Annotated in this window: 16 protein-coding genes; 3 read left to right on the top strand and 13 right to left on the bottom strand. The window is 52.8% G+C overall.

What is annotated here, in order from left to right; genetic code table 11:
• Window positions 1-162 precede the first annotated feature (162 nt).
• Window positions 163-1,179, top strand: coding sequence for a GNAT family N-acetyltransferase (locus tag AC3ZPD_RS07485; protein WP_490983653.1), 1,017 nt, complete (start codon window positions 163-165; stop codon window positions 1,177-1,179).
• A 287-nt stretch (window positions 1,180-1,466) separates the two neighbouring features.
• On the opposite strand, the gene AC3ZPD_RS07480 is transcribed toward AC3ZPD_RS07485, so the two are convergent.
• The 9 genes from AC3ZPD_RS07480 to AC3ZPD_RS07440 form a co-directional block, all read right to left on the bottom strand.
• Window positions 1,467-3,398, bottom strand: coding sequence for a fructose-1,6-bisphosphatase (locus AC3ZPD_RS07480; protein ID WP_490983652.1), 1,932 nt, complete (start codon window positions 3,396-3,398; stop codon window positions 1,467-1,469).
• A 410-nt stretch (window positions 3,399-3,808) separates the two neighbouring features.
• Window positions 3,809-5,383 (bottom strand): MFS transporter, encoded by a 1,575-nt coding sequence (locus tag AC3ZPD_RS07475; protein WP_490983651.1) that lies wholly within the window; start codon window positions 5,381-5,383, stop codon window positions 3,809-3,811.
• A complete protein-coding gene (locus AC3ZPD_RS07470) occupies window positions 5,347-5,979 on the bottom strand; it encodes a cysteine hydrolase family protein (protein WP_490983650.1) in 633 nt (210 codons plus the stop codon). The genes AC3ZPD_RS07475 and AC3ZPD_RS07470 overlap by 37 nt, the downstream gene beginning before the upstream one ends.
• Before the next feature lie 98 nt (window positions 5,980-6,077).
• Window positions 6,078-7,118 (bottom strand): ABC transporter substrate-binding protein, encoded by a 1,041-nt coding sequence (locus AC3ZPD_RS07465; protein WP_490983649.1) that lies wholly within the window; start codon window positions 7,116-7,118, stop codon window positions 6,078-6,080.
• A gap of 71 nt (window positions 7,119-7,189) precedes the next feature.
• Window positions 7,190-8,074 carry an ABC transporter permease gene (locus AC3ZPD_RS07460; protein ID WP_490983648.1) on the bottom strand — a complete coding sequence of 295 codons (885 nt, stop codon included), beginning with the start codon at window positions 8,072-8,074 and terminating at the stop codon, window positions 7,190-7,192.
• A 57-nt stretch (window positions 8,075-8,131) separates the two neighbouring features.
• On the bottom strand, window positions 8,132-8,914 hold the full coding sequence (locus tag AC3ZPD_RS07455) for an ABC transporter ATP-binding protein (protein ID WP_490983647.1): 783 nt from the start codon (window positions 8,912-8,914) through the stop codon (window positions 8,132-8,134).
• Between the two features lie 183 nt (window positions 8,915-9,097).
• Window positions 9,098-9,475 carry a Na-translocating system protein MpsC family protein gene (locus AC3ZPD_RS07450; RefSeq protein ID WP_490983646.1) on the bottom strand — a complete coding sequence of 126 codons (378 nt, stop codon included), beginning with the start codon at window positions 9,473-9,475 and terminating at the stop codon, window positions 9,098-9,100.
• A 402-nt stretch (window positions 9,476-9,877) separates the two neighbouring features.
• Window positions 9,878-11,527 carry a thiamine pyrophosphate-binding protein gene (locus AC3ZPD_RS07445; RefSeq protein WP_490983645.1) on the bottom strand — a complete coding sequence of 550 codons (1,650 nt, stop codon included), beginning with the start codon at window positions 11,525-11,527 and terminating at the stop codon, window positions 9,878-9,880.
• Between the two features lie 33 nt (window positions 11,528-11,560).
• Complete coding sequence (locus AC3ZPD_RS07440; protein ID WP_490983883.1) at window positions 11,561-14,365, bottom strand: bifunctional diguanylate cyclase/phosphodiesterase; 2,805 nt, start codon at window positions 14,363-14,365, stop codon at window positions 11,561-11,563.
• A gap of 263 nt (window positions 14,366-14,628) precedes the next feature.
• Between AC3ZPD_RS07440 and AC3ZPD_RS07435 the strand changes: the two genes are divergently transcribed.
• The gene (locus tag AC3ZPD_RS07435; RefSeq protein WP_490983644.1) at window positions 14,629-14,895 is read left to right on the top strand and encodes a hypothetical protein; all 267 of its coding nucleotides are present in this window, start codon (window positions 14,629-14,631) and stop codon (window positions 14,893-14,895) included.
• Window positions 14,896-15,008: 113 nt separating this feature from the next.
• On the opposite strand, the gene AC3ZPD_RS07430 is transcribed toward AC3ZPD_RS07435, so the two are convergent.
• On the bottom strand, window positions 15,009-16,367 hold the full coding sequence (locus AC3ZPD_RS07430) for a PFL family protein (RefSeq protein ID WP_490983643.1): 1,359 nt from the start codon (window positions 16,365-16,367) through the stop codon (window positions 15,009-15,011).
• 63 nt (window positions 16,368-16,430) lie between these two features.
• Window positions 16,431-16,700 (bottom strand): ACT domain-containing protein, encoded by a 270-nt coding sequence (locus AC3ZPD_RS07425; RefSeq protein WP_490983642.1) that lies wholly within the window; start codon window positions 16,698-16,700, stop codon window positions 16,431-16,433.
• A 196-nt stretch (window positions 16,701-16,896) separates the two neighbouring features.
• Here AC3ZPD_RS07425 and AC3ZPD_RS07420 point away from each other — a divergent pair, with 196 nt between their 5' ends.
• Window positions 16,897-17,187, top strand: a complete 291-nt coding sequence (locus AC3ZPD_RS07420) for a small, acid-soluble spore protein, alpha/beta type (RefSeq protein ID WP_490983641.1) — start codon at window positions 16,897-16,899, stop codon at window positions 17,185-17,187.
• Between the two features lie 90 nt (window positions 17,188-17,277).
• Here the strand turns inward: AC3ZPD_RS07420 and AC3ZPD_RS07415 are convergent, their stop codons facing one another.
• Together AC3ZPD_RS07415 and AC3ZPD_RS07410 are read right to left on the bottom strand one after the other, a co-directional pair.
• Window positions 17,278-18,165, bottom strand: a complete 888-nt coding sequence (locus AC3ZPD_RS07415; RefSeq protein WP_490983640.1) for a carbohydrate ABC transporter permease — start codon at window positions 18,163-18,165, stop codon at window positions 17,278-17,280.
• Window positions 18,162-19,037, bottom strand: coding sequence for a carbohydrate ABC transporter permease (locus AC3ZPD_RS07410; protein ID WP_490983639.1), 876 nt, complete (start codon window positions 19,035-19,037; stop codon window positions 18,162-18,164). Before AC3ZPD_RS07410 ends, AC3ZPD_RS07415 begins: the two co-directional genes overlap by 4 nt.
• Between the last annotated feature and the right edge of the window lie 94 nt (window positions 19,038-19,131).

The following is a 19,131-nucleotide window of genomic DNA, read 5'->3' as shown; positions in this document are numbered from 1 at the left end:
ATTATTGCCGGAACATCCGCCTGTCAACCAACCTAGTAAAACGTTTTCTGCAACATATGAACCGGCATAAAGAAGCGGCACGGCGAATATCCTTTAGGCAGACAAGCAAGGCTTTGGACCGAATAACGCCAATATTTGAGGACAAGGAGCTATTATTTCAAAATGAACAGCCTGTATGGGTACGGAAAAAGACTTGAATCAAACGGTCTCGGCATTCCGCTCAGCGGGAAGGAGGGCTCTACTGAAGCTAATCCCGCTTTTTCCCAAACTACTGCGGGTTTGACCGCCTGGGCGGAATTTAACCGGCTGAAATGGGGCTGCAGGTATGTGATCCGCAGGTTCCAGCAGGGGGAGTCGGATTATTACGGCGAAGCGTTATTTTTTGAGGGGAAAAGAGGAAAATGGTACCTGCCGCCGCTAAATGCCTATCACCCGGTTTATTTTAACCCTGGAGCCGCTTTGAAAAAGCACAAGCTGAGCAGCCGATGGCATGAAACGGCAGCGTTGCTGATCCGGGAGATGAAGACCCGTCAAGGAACGGCCGGAATTGTTTTCCCTCCCGAAATTACGGACATGCGCCCGTTTATCTGGAGCGGCTTTCACGTGTGGATGAAATACACTTATTATTTGAATCTGCCGTTCAAACTGGAGGAAGCCAGCTCGGAAATCCGGGGTAAAATCAGAAAAGCGGCAGCGCTTGGCTACCGCACGGAACGAACCTGCAGAATGGCCGATGTTATGGCTTGTTTGGCTGAAACGGAGAGCCGCAAGGGCTTCAGCCACCAGCTGAGCGCAGAAGATCTGGAGCTTGCCCGGCGGCTGCTTGGCGATGAGGCCTTTCGCTGCTATGTCTGTTATGCGCCTGACGGCGAAGCCGTAAGCGCAAGCGTCGTTTTGGCGCTGGACTCGCGGCTGGCCCAAGGCTGGGTGGCCGGGAGCAAAAGCCGGCATATCGCGAACGGCGTGGTGCAGCTGTCCCAAAGCTGCGCTTTTGAGGACTTGTCAAGGAGCGGCTTTGAGTATTTCGACTTCGCCGGCGCCAATATCCCCTCGGTTTCCAAATCCAAAGCCCCGTGGGGGGCGGAATTGGTCCCCTATTACGTCGTGCAGAAGAGAAGTCTGAAACACCTTCTACGCAGCGGATATGAATGGGGGCTCGCCCGTTTCAGGCTTAGTTGAGACCGTGTTATCTCGCCCGTTTTTTGCAGGGAAAACAAAAATAAAAACCGCCGGCCGACAATGCTAAGGCCGCTTCCCCCGCTACTTCGGTCACCCCGGGCAACTTCTACAGCAAGGTTCGGGAGCCTGCCGGCCTGATGCAATAAAAAGAAAAGCTCCAGGGATCCCCTTCGGATCCTCACCGGTCCGCAGAAAGAAAAAGCGGACACAAAAAAGCAGACGGGCTCGTCTGCTTTTTTTGCTTGATAGCTTTAATAGATCAGGGCAATCCCGGCAATCGGTTTCCTTTACTTCATGTACCGATATTCCAGCAAATTCTTTAAATTTGAAATTCTGCGCTGCAACTTCTCGCCGATATTCGTTTCCCTGACCAGCTTTCGCTTCAGCTCTTTGTCAACCAGTCTTTTGACGGACAATACGTCCGTTCCGTTGCATAACACATCTTCTTTGGATTTAAATTTCTTATGGGCTACCAGCTGCATGCCAAAGGAATTAAACAGCAGGGTATAACCGGCTATCCCCGTTGTCGATTGATAAGCTTTGGAGAAACCGCCGTCAATGACTACCATTTTCCCGTTGGCTTTAATCGGGTTTTCTCCGCGGATTTCCTTAACCGGGGTATGGCCGTTAATGATATGTCCCTGATCCGGATTCAGATCGAACTCCTGCAGGATTTTCCGGCAGATCTCCTCATTTTCACGCAGGTGGTAATAAGGATTTTTTCGTTCCTTGTGGGTTTCCTTATCCGGAATGAAGTATCTCTCAAAGGTGGTCATCTCTCTTTTTCCAAACAAGGAAGAGCATTCCCCCGTCCAGATGTACCAAACCATATCCGTTGCCAGATCGTCGGTTTCTTCGGGATGGGCAAAGGCGTACCGTAAAAAATATTCGAAAACGTCCAGCAATTGACGTCCGGAATAGGTTTTGTCCTCAATGCGCATTTCCTCCATATTCCCTTCCTCATCTAAAGGAATACAGCCGTGGATCAATAAGTTGCCATTGTATTTTAAATAGAGGCTGCCTTTTTTCATAAGGAAATTCATATGTCTGGCCAGCTTTTCGGAATGCTGCACGGAGAACAGCAGCTTGTCCAGCACCTGCTGCTCCTCTTCCAGCAATTGCTCCGGCTGCTGCGGATTTACGGTTGCGAAGCAGGTATTTTCCAAGGAATAGGTTTGTCCGCGTAACGTGATTTCGTTGTTATCGTAATCGATTTTCTCAAGCAGAAGCCTTTCCGACATATGAAAAAACGGGCGTCTCTTGATGATCGGGATTTCCAGCTTAAACTGAATCATGGCAATCGCTTGATGAATCTTGGTGATCTGCAGGATTTCCTGCTCCGACACGTTATGGCCGGCTTGCAGCTTGGGTCTGAAGGACGGGTTGTCATCGTAATATTTCTCCGCCAGATTCAGAAGCGGGCGAAGATTGATGCCGTATACGTCTTCAATAATGTCCAAGTTGTCGTATCTGGCGCAGATCCGGATAATATTCGCCAAGCAAACCAGTGAACCGGCATACGCGCCTATCCACAGCACGTCATGATTCCCCCATTGAATGTCTACGGAATGGTAGTTGATCAGCGTGTCCATAATTTTATCGGGTTCAGGCCCGCGGTCATAGATATCCCCGACCACATGAAGATGGTCAACCACCAGTCGCTGGGTCGTGTAAGCAAGGCCGATAATAAGCTTATCCGCTTGGCCTAGAGTAATAATTTGCCGGTAAATTTCCTCATAATAAGGATCTTTATTGTTCGTTAAATCCGTCTTGTACAGGAGCTCTTCTATAATGTATACAAACTGCTGCGGCAATGCCTTGCGCAGCTTTGAACGCGTATATTTGGAAGAAGCATAAGAAATGAGCTTAAGCAGCCGCTCGATCGTTTGTCTATACCACCGGTTCAGGGCCGGTTTGTTGCAAAGGTCGCTTTTGACCAGCTGTAACTTCTCTTCCGGATAATAAACCAGCGCCGCAAAATCGCTGATTTCCTGATCCGTCCATGACTCCCGGAACAAATCCTTGATTTTCTCCCTTACCGTACCCGATCCGTTTCTCAGCACATGCTGAAAGGCCTGGTACTCCCCGTGCAGGTCGCTGACAAAATGTTCGGTTCCTTTGGGCAGACTCGAAATCGCTTCAAGGTTGATGATTTCGGTAACGACTTTTTCTTCAGAATCGTATTTTTGGGCCAACAAATCCAGAAACTGCGCATCCAAAACAGGAGTCCCCCTTTAAAAGATATAAAAACCTTGCCTATGAAAAGCTGCCCAAGCAGCAATTTTTCACTGGGCTAACAAATAAATAGAGTCTTACATTTTTTCAGTGTGTAATTTATATCATAGCATAATTTTGGGGATTTAGCCTGCCATCCGATTTCAGTTAAAATTTTACATAATAAAATCGTTAAGCTGCTTTGTGAGTAATGTTTAAATTTTAACCTTTTCAGGCCGAAAAAAACGCCTGCCCGGTTAGAAAAAAGGTTTACAGCGTATTCATGACATGATGCCGCCCGAATATTGCTTGGAAAGCCCGTGTCCCGCAGCATTATTCACCCGCACTAAAAAAGGCAGTGCCAGGGAAATCTCCTCGCACTGCCTTCTTGTTCTAATCCTCAGTTCATCCCCCCTCAGCGCCCCGCCGCCTGCGACTCCCCCGCTTGCTCTCGCCTCGTTTGCCGGGAAGCCATCAGCAGCAAGAACAGGAAGGCCACAACGAGCAGCGCACACAAGGTAAAAATCGTATGGTAAGCCGTCAGCCCGGCCTCCCCATTGGTTCCCGCTTCAGCGGCCTGACCAGCCAGCAGGGAACCGGCAGCAGCCGTGCCGAACATCATGCCCAGATTCCGGGACAAGGCCAGCATGCTGCTGACCAGCCCGGCCTGCCGTTTGGGCGCCCGGCTCATCACGAGACTGCTGTTAGGCGAAGAAATCATGCCCATCGCCGCGCCTAGCAGCACAATCAGCACTACGATAACCGCTGGCGGAAAAGATGGCGTCAACACGCCCAGCACCGCCAAAGCGGCGGCCATCACAATCAATCCGCCTGTCATCAGCGGGATCGGCCCCTGCTTGTCCGAACGGTTTCCGCTTAGGGGCGCGGACAAAATGAGCGCCAGCGGATAACCCATCATCATCAGTCCAGTGCCGGCTGCACTGAGTCCAAGCTGCGTCCGCAGAAAGACAGGCAGCAGCAGCTGAACTGCAAAAGCCGACATGTAGGTGACGATGGTAATGAAGATACCCGCGCTGGAGCGGAAATCACGGAACAACGCCAAGTCCAGGAACGGAGCGGGCGAGCCGGACTTTCGGGGATTAGAAGCAGGAAACCCGCCAACAGGGTCGACAGAGTCAACAGGGCTTATAGTCTGGCTCTCGCCGTTCATCCGGCCGTTCCAACGCCGAGGCCTGCACCAGAGGATAAATCCCGAAGCCGCTGCCGCAAACAGCAGCAGGAGCATCAGCGTAGCCGGAGAAGTCCAGCCCCAGCTTCCGCCCAGGCCCGCCGCCGTCACAAGACCGGTCACCGCGGCGGCAAACAAGGCCGCGCCTGTAAAATCCAGCCCCTGATCGGCGGCTCCCCGTTCTTTGGGAATAAACCTGGTGGCGAGCAGCCAAGCCCCCAAGGCTACTACCGCGAGCAGCCAGAAATTCGTGCGCCAGGAAAACCATTCGATCAGAAACCCGCCCAGGCTGGGCCCGGCCATGGAGCCGGCGGCGACAAAGGTGCTGATCAGACCCAGCGCTTTGCCGCGCTGCTGCTCCGGATAGACGGAGACGATCAGCGCCATATTGGTAGCCTGGTACATGGAGGCTCCAAAGCCCTGCAGGATGCGGAAACCGACCAGCAGGCCGAAGGAGGGAGCCACCGCGCAGAGCAGCGCACCCAGCATAAAGAGGAAATAACCCGTATTATGAATCTTCGTTTTACCGAATGTATCTCCCAGCTTGCCCATGATCGGCAAACAAATCGTGATCACCAGCAGGTAAACGGTAACCACCCACTGCGAAGAGGCCAGATTGATCCCGAAGTCGCCCGAAATATCAACCAACCCGATATTGAACATTCCGGCCGAGAGATTGGACAGAAAAGCTCCCAGGCAAATGGTATAAGGCGTTAACCAGCGTGAAATTCGCGGCGCCCCGTCAGCCTGTTCCCGGCCGGGGATTAAAGCAGCGCGGCCGTTTCCCGGCTGTAATCCCATGATTGGATCACCTCATGCGTGTCGGTGACGGTGCCGAAATAACCGCTGATATTTTTCATCGTCATGTCGTGGGCTTCCCGGGAATACGAAGCGCAGGCATCCTTAAGCATTACGATATGGTAGTCCAGCATGTAACCGTCGCGGGCCGTCGACTCTACGCATACGTTGGTGCTAACGCCCGTCATGATCAGCGTTTGGATGCCAAGCGTCCGAAGGATCGTATCCAGCCTTGTATGGATAAATGCACTGTACCGGTGTTTATTAACAACAATTTCTCCCGGTGCCGGCTCCACTTCAAAAAATTCCGCTCCCCAGCTGCCCTTGCGACAGACCTTGGCCGAGTTGCCGGCGGAACGCTCTCTCCAGGCTTCCGAATCCGTTGCATCCTCATGGAAGGTCTGGATAAAAATCAGCGGCACCTCGTGTGCTCTGGCACTATCCAGCAAGCGGTGCAAATTCGGCATCATCTCCGCTACGCCGCTTACGTCCGCTCCCCTTTGCCCAAGCGAACCTTCCGGGTGGCAATAATCGTTTTGCACATCTACAATCACAACCGCGGCTTTCTTTTCTGTTACAAGCTCCTGCAAGGTTTTCATGATCTCACACCTCGTTATTGGATTTTGGGTTAATCTGCCAATCTATTATTAATAATATACTACTAAACACACCAATTTAATATGAATTGTTCTAATTCTTATTTGGCCTGGTTCACAAACTGCATATCAACCAGATCCGCATAGCTGTAGTCCCCGGAATAGATGCCCGTTTTGATCATCACATCCATATCCTGTTTGACGCCCGCTTCGGAAATCTGCCCGTCCACGCTCCACAGGTTATCCGCGTACGCCCGGTCCATCGAGGCTTTGATCGCATCATCTGACAGGGTCGGGAATTCGGCTTTCAAATCCTTGGTAGCCAGCTCTTTGTCCGATTGAACGGTTTTCAGGGCCTCCAAAATCGCGTTCGTGAACTTCTGCACCGTCTCCGGATCTTTCTCGATCGTCGATTTTTTGACGCTGAGCACGGAATAGGAGAAATCGCCAAGATCATGGAACTTGTAAAAAGGTTCATCCCAGACGCCCTTCGCGATCCCGTCGCTGATTTGGGGTTCGGCGCCGTTGGCAATGTCAGCCGCCCCTTGCTGAACCATGGTGACGACAGTGGAGGCGTCAGCCGGCTCCAGCAGCGTTACATCCTTCTCGGGATCCAGCCCCAGGCTGAGCAGATAATAGCGGGTCAGCAAGTTTGGCGTACCGCCGTGTCGGCCTGCCGCGATTTTTTTGCCCTTCAGGAACTCTTTCATTTGTTCCGGAGAGTCGCCTGCCGGAGCAAGCCCCTTTTTGGCGACCAGATAAACGTTGGCCCGGTTTACTGCGTTTACAACCGATACGATCGGATCGGAGCTGTTTTTATTGCCCAGCGCGTTGGATTCCACGCCGCCGATCACGCCCCAGGCATCGCCGCTGACAACCGCGGTGATGTGCGCGCCCCCTGCGGCCTGAATCACCTCCACGTCAAGCCCCTGCTTGGCGAAATAACCTTCCCGCTGCGCCAAATACAGCGGCAGATAACCGGTTGAATGAAGCGGTTCGGCGATGACGATCTTTTTCAGCTTGCCGTTCCCGGGAGCGGCGGCATCAGCCGTCCCGGCCTCTTTATTGCCGCAGGCGGACAGCAGTCCTATACTTATCGCGAGAAGCAGCAGCAGCGGTACAACTCTTTTTTTGCTCTTCATATCCGATTCCCCTATCCCTTTTGATTTTATTTTAATATTTTTGTTTTTGAGCAGGGCCGAGGGCCGTCCGGTTACTTCACGAACCCTTTGGCCAGCCATTTTTCGAGGAGAACCACTCCCCAATACATGACCATGGACAATAACGACAGCACCACGACGCCCACCCAGACCAGATTGATGTCAAGGATCGTGCCCGCATACATGATCATCCGGCCGACGCCTTTGCTGGAGGCGATGAACTCGCCGACGATCGCGCCCGCCAGCGCCAGGGCAATATTGATCCGCAGACTGCTGATCATCCATGGCATCGACCACGGAACAACCACTTTGGCGAATACTTGGCGGCGTTTGGCGCCCAGGGAATACATGAGCTTCTCCATGTCGGGATCCACGCTTTTAACGCCGCTGTAGGCCGACAAGGCCGAAACTACAACCGTCATCGAAAAAGCCAGCGCAGCCTTCGAGAAAAACCCGATCCCCAGCAAAATGACCAGCACGGGAGCCAAAGCCAGCTTCGGCAGCGCGTTGAGAATGATCAGGTAAGGCTCGCTGATGCCCGCATAGGACTTGGACCACCAGAAAGACAAGCCCATCGCGGAGCCGACCAGCGTTCCCGCAATAAAACCGATCACCGTCGAAGCCGAGGTATACCCGATATCTCCCAGCAGCGTCCCTTGTGTAAGGCCCGTCCACATCGTTTTGACGATGGCGCTCGGCGAACTCCAGTAATATTTGTCGATCCAGCCGAAACGGGTGAACAGCTCCCAAACCACAAAAATCAGCACAGCCACCAGCAGGCGGCCAATCACGATCCTGCGCGACCTTTTCCGGGCCAAAGCCTCCTCGTCCAGGATCAGCGGAGCAGCGGCGGTTTCCAGGATTTTCACCGGCTCTGCGGACGGCGGAACGGCTTTAACCGTGTGAATGACAAAAGCATCTTGGCGTGCGGTTTCCATTTCTAATTCCTCCTCTTGTTCGTTATTAAAATCCTGTTAAGATTCCAGGGTCCATCATTACGAAATATGTTCCGCATCTTCGTGGCCGGCCGACAGCAAATCCATCAGATGATGCTTGAGTTCCATAAACGCCGGGGAAGTCATGTCTTCGGTATGGCGCGGACGCGGCATGGTAACCGTTATTTTGGACTTGATCCGTCCGGGCCTTGGGGAGAAGACGTAAATATCGTCCGACAGATAAATCGCCTCATCAATATCATGCGTGACGAACAGCACCGTTTTGCCGAAATCGGCCCAAATCTGCAGCAGCCAGTTCTGCATGGTCAGCCGGGTCTGAGCATCGAGCGCGCCAAACGGCTCATCCAGCAAAATGATGTCCCGGTCGTACAGCAGCGTCCTAAGCAGCGCGGCCCGTTGGCGCATCCCGCCGGAGAGCTCCTTCGGGTAATGCTTGTCGAACCCTTTAAGCCCGTATTTTTCCATCAGCGGCAGCGCTCTTCCCACGGCCTCCTTATAAGGAACGCCCCGGACTTCCATCCCCAAAATGATGTTGTCCAAAATCGTCCGCCACGGCAGGAGCATGTCCTTTTGCAGCATATAGCCGACATGCCCGGCTTTGCCGACGATATTTTCGCCGTCCGCCAGCACTTGCCCCGTGGAAGGAGGCATCAATCCGGCAATGATGTTAAACAAAGTGGACTTGCCGCACCCGCTTGGGCCAATGATGCTGACAAAACGCCCTGATTCAATCTGCAGGTTCGTTTCCTGCATGGCTGCGATATTTTCCCCGTTTCTGCGGAACCATTTGCTGACGCCTTTAATCTCGATTTTGTGGGTCATCCTTTTCTCCTCCTCGTGAAAATGATTTGAATTTCTTTCTGAAAATTTAAAAATGGGTATAAAAAATCGCCAGTCCAGTCCGCTGCACGCAAAATTGCCCAAGGGCACCTGCGCCAGGTTCCAAACTGACGATCAACCAGCTCTCCAGGCATCAGGCTTCAAGTCCGGGCTTGAAGCTGATTTCTAACGGAGTTCCGGGAGTTCATTCAGATAATCCTCCACGTCACGCTCAAGAATGATGATCGTACCGGACAATTCGGTCTCTGTATCATAATCTTTGAGCACGGTGACGATATTCAGTTGAAACTGCTTCCTCAATTCTTCCTTGATTTCCTGTTTGATCAGCTGAAAGAGCAGAAGGTCCAGCTGCCGGGTGGTTTGCGGATGGCTTTCGTCCAGCAGCTTCAAAACCGGCACCCTAGCGTTCTTCGAAAGGATAATGATCTTGTTCCCGGCAAAATCGACTTTCTGCTGCTTCACTCCTGCGTTAAACATTTTTTTGTTTATCGCGTTGTAAATCCTCAGAAGCTCCTGTTTAAAATCACCGGCGGTTACCATCATCCCCGCACCCTCTCATGTAAGGAAATCTACCGCATTTTGAGGTGCGGCTAGGAAGATCGTTTAATATGAAACCTATTATTAGGCAAAAAACCAGCCTAGTCAAGCTTTTTTCGCTAAAAACCTAGATAAATAGATGACCTTTGGTTAAATAACATTACATAATAAGTTATATTCGAGGGAGAGTAGGGCATGGCGGTGTAGGGGGTAACCCCTAAGAAAAACAAAAGAGCGCCAAGAGTTAGATTCTCTTGGCACCTCTCCTTAAGTCCGATAGACTTTGCTCCTCCATAAACTCACTCTTCCATAGACTCGCCCCATCAACGGATTAGTCCGTTAGGCGAACTTATCCCCTTGCTTTATCCCCTATTCGCAGCTTGCAACACTCTTTCCCTACCCAAGCTCTTATTTCCCGAAAGAGGACAAGAACTTTACCCGGTCGCCCATCGGCGGAATGCTGTTGTCCTTCAAGGCGATTTCCAGCACGGCCGGGCCTTTCAGGTCGGCGAAGCCCTTCAGGAAATCATCGTTCAGGTCTTCCAGGCCGCTTACCCGGAAGCTTGGCAGTCCCATGGCTGCTGCCATGGCGGCAATGTTGGTCTCCTGCTGGTCGAAGGAGGCATGCGTGCGTTTGTACTGCAGGTTATGGCCGTGATAGACCATGCCAAGCCGCGCATTGTTCATCACGACAAACAGAATCGGAAGATTGTATTCTTTGGCGGTCAGAATCTCCATGCCGTGCATGAAGAAACAGCCGTCGCCGGTCAGACTGACCACCGGTCGATGAGGGTCGGCCAGCTTCGCGCCGATGGCGGAGCTGATGCCGCTGCCCATCGCGCCGAAATGCACGTTTATATCAAAGCTGTAGCGGTCCACCACATGCATATAGTGAATGACGTAAGACATAAACTCGCCGATGTCCACGGTGTAGCGGGTGTTGGACGGCAGGCTGTTTTGCAGGGCGGCGAAGACGTTTTTCGTATTGTATTCGTCCGTCAGGACATGCGGCTCCGGCTGCTCCACTTTCCGCAGTTCACCCGCTTCCTTCTTCTCCAGGCCCAAAGCGCGAAGCTCTTCGATCAGGAACAGCAGGCCGAGGTTGATATCGCCAAGCACCGGAATGTCCACTTTATATTTGCGGTTAAACACCGTCTGGTCAAAGTCCATCTGCACGGTGAAACGGTTTTTGTTCAGGTTGGCATTGTAGTTGTTGGTTGCCGTTTCACCTAGGCTGGAGCCGATGACGAGCAGCGCCTGATCCGGTACTTCCGTATTGATCAGGCTGGAAGCCGACTCATGACCGGCAAACCCGAATACGCCGGCATTCAGCGGATGGTCCTCCGTGAGATATCCTTTGGCGACCGGCGTCGTTACGATCGGCCAGTTCAGCAGCTCCGCCAGTTCTACCAGCTGATCTACCGAACCCCGGATGCCCTGGCCGGCCAAAATAATCCCGCTTTCGCGTTTCACCAGCTCTTCGGCGGCATGTTTGATCGTGTCGGCATCCGGCACCATCGGCGTTCGCACTGCCGGAGCGGGCAGTTCTTTATGCTCGACCTGCCCCGCTTGAACGTCGATCGGCAGGGCCACATGCACCGGACCCGGAACGCCGGACACGGCGATCTGAACGGCTTTGGCCACTTCGGCCAGCACGTCTTTGGACTCGCTGACGCGGACGCTGTATTTGGTCACCGGCGCGAAGATCGGCGCCGCATCCAGCTCCTGGGATGCGTTCAGACCCACCGTGTTCATCGGCACGGCCCCGGTAATGAATAATACCGGCAGATGCTCGCGCATCGCGTTGGCCGCGCCGGTTACCAGGTTCGTTCCGCCCGGGCCGCTGCAGCCGATGCAGACGCTGAGCTTGTTCGCATATTTGGCATAAGCGGCCGCCATGTAGGATGCGGCTCCCTCATGTTTGGTCACGACCGGCGTAATCTCAGGCATATCGAAAAGCTCGTCAAAAATCACGTTGACCGATCCGGCAGGAATGCCAAAAATATATTCCACTCCGCTGTTCTTCAAATACTCGAGTACGTAACGCGCTGCCTTCATGTTGATTTCATAACCTCCAGAAAATGATTTAGATTAGATTCCCTGCTCCAGCCGGGAAATGGACAAATATTCGCGGGCGATCTCCTCCGCTTTCATCGGACTGCCAAAATAATAGCCCTGCATCAGGAAGCAATCCCGGGCGGACAGGAATTCGGCCTGCTCCAAAGTTTCCACCCCTTCTGCAATCACGTTCAGATTTAAATTTTGAGCCAGCGTAATGATCGTATTGGTAATCGCGGTCACATCGCTTTTTCCCAGCTCCTGAACAAACGATTTATCGATTTTGAGCGTACTGATCGGGAAATTTTTCAGATAGCCGAGCGAAGAATAACCGGTTCCGAAGTCGTCGATGGCGATTTTCACGCCCAGATCCAGGAGCTGCTCCATCGTTTTGAGCGTGATTTCCGTATTTTTGATAATCTGATTTTCCGTCAGCTCCAAATGCAGGTAATGCGGGCATAAATCCAGCTTTTTCAGGATGCTTTTTACCGTTGAGAACAGGTTGTTCTGCTCAAACTGGCGGACGGACAGATTCACCGATACGCTGATCGGCGGTCCCCCGAGGTCATGCCACCGTTTGAGCTGACGGCAGGCATTTTTGAGCACCCATTCCCCGATCGGAATGATCAGGCCCGTCTCCTCGGCAATCGGAATAAAGTCGTCCGGCGAAATCAGTCCTTCCGTAGGATGATTCCAGCGGACCAAAGCTTCCACTCCGATCAGGCTCCGGTCCCTGTAGTCGATCTGCGGCTGGTAATAGATTTCGATTTCGTCGTTGTCCAGCGCCTTGTACAGCGCATTTTCGAATTTGACGATCTCGAATGCCCGCGTTTCCATGCCCGTGCTGAAGAAATGATAGCTGTTGCCCGGGATTTCCTTGGCTTTGTACATAGCGGTATCGGCGTTTTTGATCAGCTCTTCGCTGCTTGTGCCATTCTCCGGAAAAAGGCTGATGCCGATGCTGGCCGTAATGAAAATTTCATTTTCCGCCAGATAAAAAGGCTTCGAAAACGAGCTGATCACCTGATTAACAATACGGAGCACTTCGCGTTTGCCTCCGATATCCGGCAGGAAAACCGTAAACTCGTCGCCGCCCTGGCGGGAGACGGTGGCATTTTTCGGTACGCAGGAGTTGAGCCTCTGGGCCACTTCCCGAAGCAGGCGATCGCCGTAGCTGTGGCCGAGCGAATCGTTGATGAGCTTAAAGCGGTCGAGATCCAGATAAAGCAGCGCCAGCTTGCCGCCGTCGCCCTGGGCATAGGTGATCCCCTGGTTCAGCCGGTCTTTCAGCAGCACGCGGTTCGGCAAATCGGTGACACTGTCGAAGTAAGCGTGATAGCGGATTTCCTCCTCCATCTGCCGTCTCTGCGTAATGTCCTTGAAGGTGACGACATCCCCGACGATCCGGTCTCCTTCATGAATCGAGGAAATGACGTATTCAACCGGAAGTTCGGTTCCATCCTTGCGGCAGAATGCCTCTTCCAGATGGAAATTGTTCCAGCTTCGGTTCGAGGAAGCCGAGAATTTAAGCAGGTCCAGATTTTTTCCGCCAAAAATAACCCCGTAAGACTGCCCGATCAGCTCGCCTTTCTCAAAGCCCAGCATGCTTTCCGCAGCGGGATTGCAGAATGTGATTTTCCCTTCCAGATCCAGGCCGAAAATCCCCTCGCCGGCCGAATTCAAAATGAGCTCGCGCTCGCGGCTGATCTGCTGCAGCTCCGCCACGACGCGCTCCAGCTCCTGGTTTTTGGACCGCACCTCCTGGGTCCGGTCTTCGATGATCATCTCCTGCTTCTCCCGGTAAAGCAGGTTAGAGATAGTGGAGGCCGTTGCATCCACGATCGACTGGGTAAGCTGGATGTCGGCTTCGGAATAAACGGTGTTTTTCTTCTTAAAATCCACGACCGCGATAACGCCGAGCACTTCCCCCATAGAAATTAAAGGGAATAGGTACATCGCCTGGATGCCAAACTTTTTACAAATTTCATGGTTGGGGCGCTCATCCTTCATCACGTCGTATACGAGCACGGCCTTTTTGGTCCGCATGACCTCCTGAAAAAGCGCGTCCTGGCTCATATCAAACTGCACCGCCTGATGGGTGGCCATCCAGTCTTCCTGCGTCCAGTTGCTGTCCTTGCTTAATCTTACCGGTCTTATGGAGCGCTCCGCCAGCGGATCCACCAAATGCACGGCCGGATTGAAGTTTTTAAGCACTCTGCCCACATAGGAAAAACAGTTGTCCAGCACCTCCTGCATATTGGACGACAGGGACAAATCCCGGGTCAGATCCAGCAGCAGCTGCTTCTCGACAATCAGGTTTTCCTTATGCGTCAGGTTCTTCGCGTTCCGGATCGCAACCGCTGCCATATTCACGTAAGCCTCAACGGTCTGAATCTCCGACTCCGTCAAGTTCATAGGGCTGCCGTAATCAAACAGGAAAACAAGCCCGTACAGTTCCTGCTCATAAGAGATAGGCAGCGCCAGCAGCGATTTGATCTGAAAGCCCTGGACCGCCCGCGGGTCGGGCCGGCAATCCTTGGAGGTGTCCGGAATGTAAACGACCTTCTGGGTTTCGATGACCTCCTTGGCGAGCAGATCGTATTCCGTATCAATGACGTGCATATCCAGCGACATGCCGTTGATCAGCTCCGGTTTCCCCACATAGCCCCTGAAGCTCCCGTCTTCCTCCGGCAAATAAATGCCGACGGAATCGCAACGAACGATTTCCTCCGAAATAGCCGTTGTGACGTACTGCAGCATGTCCCGCAGCTCCAGCTTGGTGTTGATCATCTTGGTTATATTCGCAAGTCGAGAATACCTGGTCTGGTCCTTCACGATACACTTCCTCTCCTTGTCCGTTATGCTCTAGCTAAGCTGTCAAAATGATGTAATATAACCCGGTATATACGGATAAATGGTTTATTTATGGATTACTATTCCTTAAACAAAGATTCGACGCAAACCTTGATTTTCCTAGTGTCAAATCGGGTTAAGGCGCATGTTTTTTTAAAAATAAGGCAGTATTTCGTCATTTATGTTTACATTCTCTGTCCGTGGTAAATAGTAATAGGAGTTATTTTGCAGATTGGAGGGTTTTTCCGATGGAGAAGAAATCAATTCAACTTCATAACATGCGTTATGAAATTGCCGACGGCCATTTTGTTACCTACGGTCAAAACGGCAGCGAGCTTCACAGGCACCCGATCAATGAGCTGGGATTTTCGGAAGGCAAAAATGCCATAGACAAATATGAAATGCTTTATGAATTTGCCGTAATCTTTCCCGACGGCAATACGATCAACTTCCGCGACAGACCGGAGCTGAGCGAATTTGCCGAGGCGTTCAAGAAGGAAAAAGGAGTCCTCTAGGAAGCACTCGCAATCCTCATTTGTCATACAAACTGACATACCTTACACAAGAAGGCCGCTTCGCCAACAGAAGCGGCCTTCTTGTCGTTCCTTGATGCCCGTTCTTTAGACGGTCAGTTCTTGAAGCTGTGGATCGGCGCCGGAATCCGGCCGCCTCGTTCGATAAAGCTGGCGCAGCTGAAGGCGTTCACCGGCATGACCGGCGCATAACCCAGCAGTCCGCCGAATTCGGCGATTTCGCCGACGCCTTTGCCGACGACCGGAATGATGCGGACGGCCGTCGTTTTGTTGTTGATCATGCCGATGGCCGCTTCGTCGGCGATGATGCCCGACAAGGTCGCGGCGCTTGTGTCGCCAGGGATCGCGATCATGTCGAGGCCGACCGAGCAGACGCAGGTCATGGCTTCCAACTTTTCAAGCGTCAGCGCGCCTTTCTGTACGGCCTGAATCATGCCGTGGTCTTCGCTGACCGGGATAAAAGCGCCGCTGAGGCCGCCGACGTAGGAAGACGCCATCACGCCGCCTTTTTTCACGTTGTCGTTCAGGATCGCCAAAGCCGCCGTCGTTCCCGGAGCACCGGCTTCCTCCAGGCCCATCACCTGAAAAATCTCCGCGATGGAATCGCCGATTTCCGGCGTCGGAGCCAGCGACAGATCGACGATGCCGAACGGCACGCCGAGGCGTTTCGAGGTTTCCTGGGCGACCAGCTGGCCGACCCGCGTCACTTTAAACGCCGTCCGTTTGATCGTTTCGCAGAGCGTTTCGAAGTCCTTGTCCTTGACTTCTTCGAGAGCCCGCTTCACGACGCCCGGACCGCTGACGCCGACGTTAATGACGCACTCCGGTTCGCCCACGCCGTGGAAAGCCCCCGCCATAAAGGGGTTGTCCTCCACCGCGTTGCAGAAAATGACCAGCTTGGAGCAGCCTGCGGAATCGCGGTCCGCGGTCAGCTCGGCCGTCTTCTTGATGACGCCGCCCATCAGCTTCACCGCATCCATGTTGATGCCGCTTCGGGAGGACCCGATGTTTACCGATGCGCAGATGCGCTCCGTTACGGCCAGCGCCTCCGGAATGCTTTCGATCAGCTTGCGGTCGCCCTCCGTAAATCCTTTGTGTACCAGAGCGGAGAACCCGCCGATAAAATTGACGCCGATTTCTTTGGCCGCTTTCTCAAGCGTTTCGGCGACAGGGACGTAAGAATCGGTTTTGAGTCCGCCGGCCGCAATGGAAATCGGCGTAATCGAAACCCGTTTGTTGATGATCGGAATGCCGAACTCGCGCTCCAGGTCTTCGCCCGTTTTGACCAGCTTTTCGGCCAGACGGGTAATTTTGTCATAGATATTCCGGTTAAAAACCGCCAAATCCGAATGCGCGCAGTCCATCAGGCTGATACCCATCGTAATGGTACGCACGTCAAGATTCATTTCCCGGATCATTTTATTCGTTTCCTGTACTTCTCCAAGCGTAATCATCGCATTTCCTCCTGAGCTAAAAAAATCGCAGCAGTTTGCGGGCCCGCCCGCCCGAACCTGCGGTTAGATCCGGTGCATCGTGTTGAAAATATCCTCATGCTGGAGTTTGATCTCCACGCCAAGCTCCGCCCCAAGCTTCTGCAGGTCCTCGACCAGCGCCTCAAAACTTTTCGCCGGAGCCGTAATATCGACGATCATCATCATATTGAAATAGCCTTGGATAATCGTTTGGGAAATATCCAGAATGTTGACGTTTTGTCCGGCGAGGTAAGTGCAGACCTTGGCGATAATGCCCACCTTATCCTTGCCGAGCACGGTAATGATTCCTTTCATGAAACAAAAGCCTCCTCTTTATTCATCCAACGTTTTACAGGACAACCTGGTTTGATTGTCATTATTATGGCAGATGTCAGAGACGGCTTCAATGTAAAAACAGGCAATCGCCTTTAGGAGCCGCACGCGGTCATAAATCCGCTGGAATCAGGGCATCCTAACTCAGGATTCCGCAGGCTAAAGGAGGCTGATTGACGTGGCAAGAAGAAGATCAGGCAGAGGACCGGCTGCAGACCGGGCGCTCCAGCATTTTAAGGCGGAGGCCATGCGCCAGGAAGGCTACCGGGTAAATCCCGAACATCCCGACGATGTTAAATACGAAGTGGCCGAGTCGCTGGGCGTTCCGCTGAAACATGGCGACAACGGCGATCTTACGGCCGAGCAGGCCGGGAAAATCGGCGGCGCCATCGGCGGTTCGATGGTCCGCGAAATGATCCGCCAAGCTCAGGAGAAACTCAGCGGCGGGCATCCGGGCGGGAAACAATAAGCCCGCAAGAACTTTAACGAAAACAAATAAACCGGAAGCAGGGCGTCTCAGGACGCGCCTTTTCCGGTTTCATTTTTACATAAACGCTCCTTAACCTTTAACCGCTCCGGCCACCATGCCTTTCATGATCTGCTCCTGGAAAATCAGGTATACGATCACCGTCGGAATCACCGCAATCGACATCGCGGCCATCGTCAGGCTGTAGTCCGTGCCGTAGCCGTCGGAGAAGATGGACAAGCTGAGCGGCAGCGTTTTTAAGGACTGGTCATTGATAAACACGAGCGCAAAAGCGAAATCGTTCCAGAAGCGCAGAAAACCCAAAATCGAGATCGTTGCCATGGCCGGAACCGCCAGCGGCATAATGATCCGGCAGAAAATCCCCCAATATCCGTTGCCGTCGATCATCGCCGCTTCTTCCAGCTCTTTGGGCACGGAGGTTAAATAGGCCGCCACGATAAAGATCGCCACAGGCAGCTCGAACGCCGCATAGGGCAGAATCAGCGAAGCATAGGTGTCCAGAATATGCAGGTTCTTCATCATGATAAACAGCGGTACCAGCGTGCTGTGGATCGGAATCAGCATGCCCAGTACAAACAAACCCATAATTACGCCCTTAAACCGGAAGTTCAGCCGTGACAAAATGTAGCCGGTAAGCGTCCCGAGAATCAGCGTCAGCGCAAGCGAACCGAGCGTGACGATAACTGAGTTGGCAAATGCCCTTCCGATACCGGCAATCTCCCAGGCCCGCGTATAATTTTCAAACTGCCAGACCGAAGGCAGGGCAAACGGATTGGCCGAGAAGTCGCGCACAGACTTGAAGGAGCTGATAAACAGCCACAGCAGAGGATAAATCGTCGCCAGGGCATAAACCAGCAGCGCCGTGTCGAGTCCCCACAGCCAGCCGGATTTCCGGCGCCGCGGCAAAGGTCTGCGGACTGTTTTTCCCGTCAGGGTTTCAGGTGAAATCAGATTCATCATACCCCTCTCTTTCTCATCAGCAGCTGGCTGCCGAGCACGAGAATGAGGCTGATGACGATGATCAGCGAGGAAACGGCGGAGCCGTAGCCGTAGCGGAAAACTTCAAACGTATTATTGTACATATAAGTGGCGAGCAGCTCGGTCGATTGGGCCGGACCGCCGCCCGTCATGATATAAATCAGATCAAAGGCTTTCAAACTGCCCGAGATACAGAGAACGATGGCAACCTTGATCGTATCCCAGATCATCGGAATAACGATGAGATACAGCCATTTGGCCCGGACGGCGCCGTCGATTTTGGCGGCATCCTCCATTTCGGACGGGATGTTTTGGATGGCCGAAATAAAGATGATCAGATAAGGGCCAATATTGGCCCAAATGACCGGCACGCTGACCGAATACATGTTGATGCGGGCGTCCCCAAGCCAGTCTCGGATCCAGGAGCCTAGGCCGATATTTTCCAAAATAACGTTCAATATGCCGATTTGGGGGTGATAAATGTATCCCCAGATCATGCCGATGACGACGGTGGAGACAACCATGGGCATAAAAACGGCCGACCGGACGAACCGGTGGAACAGGGTGGTTTTTCTGAGAATCAGGGACAAAATGAGCGCGATCGGCAGCTGCCCCAGAATCGATGCGGCCACGATGATCAGGTTGTTCTTCAACGCCCGCCAGAAAATCGGGTCGCGTAGGGCTTCCGCATAGTTGTCAAAACCGATGAAGCTGGCCGCGCCGATGCCTTTCCAGTTAAAAAATCCGTAATAAACCGACCAGACGATCGGCACAAGCACAAAAACCAGGTACAAAACGAGCGCGGGCAGAAGCCCGATCACCACAAACCCTTTAAGACGGTTTACGAACGCCATAACCGGCCTCCTTTCAAAGATGCAGGGATGGACGATACCCGCCCCTTGAAAGGCGGGAACGGATATCGTCCGGAATTTGTTTTATGAGTGAAGG

The sequence above is a fragment of the Paenibacillus mobilis genome (genome assembly GCF_058267595.1).
Note: the sequence above shows the minus strand (reverse complement) of the source record. Positions and strands in the feature narration are given on the sequence as shown.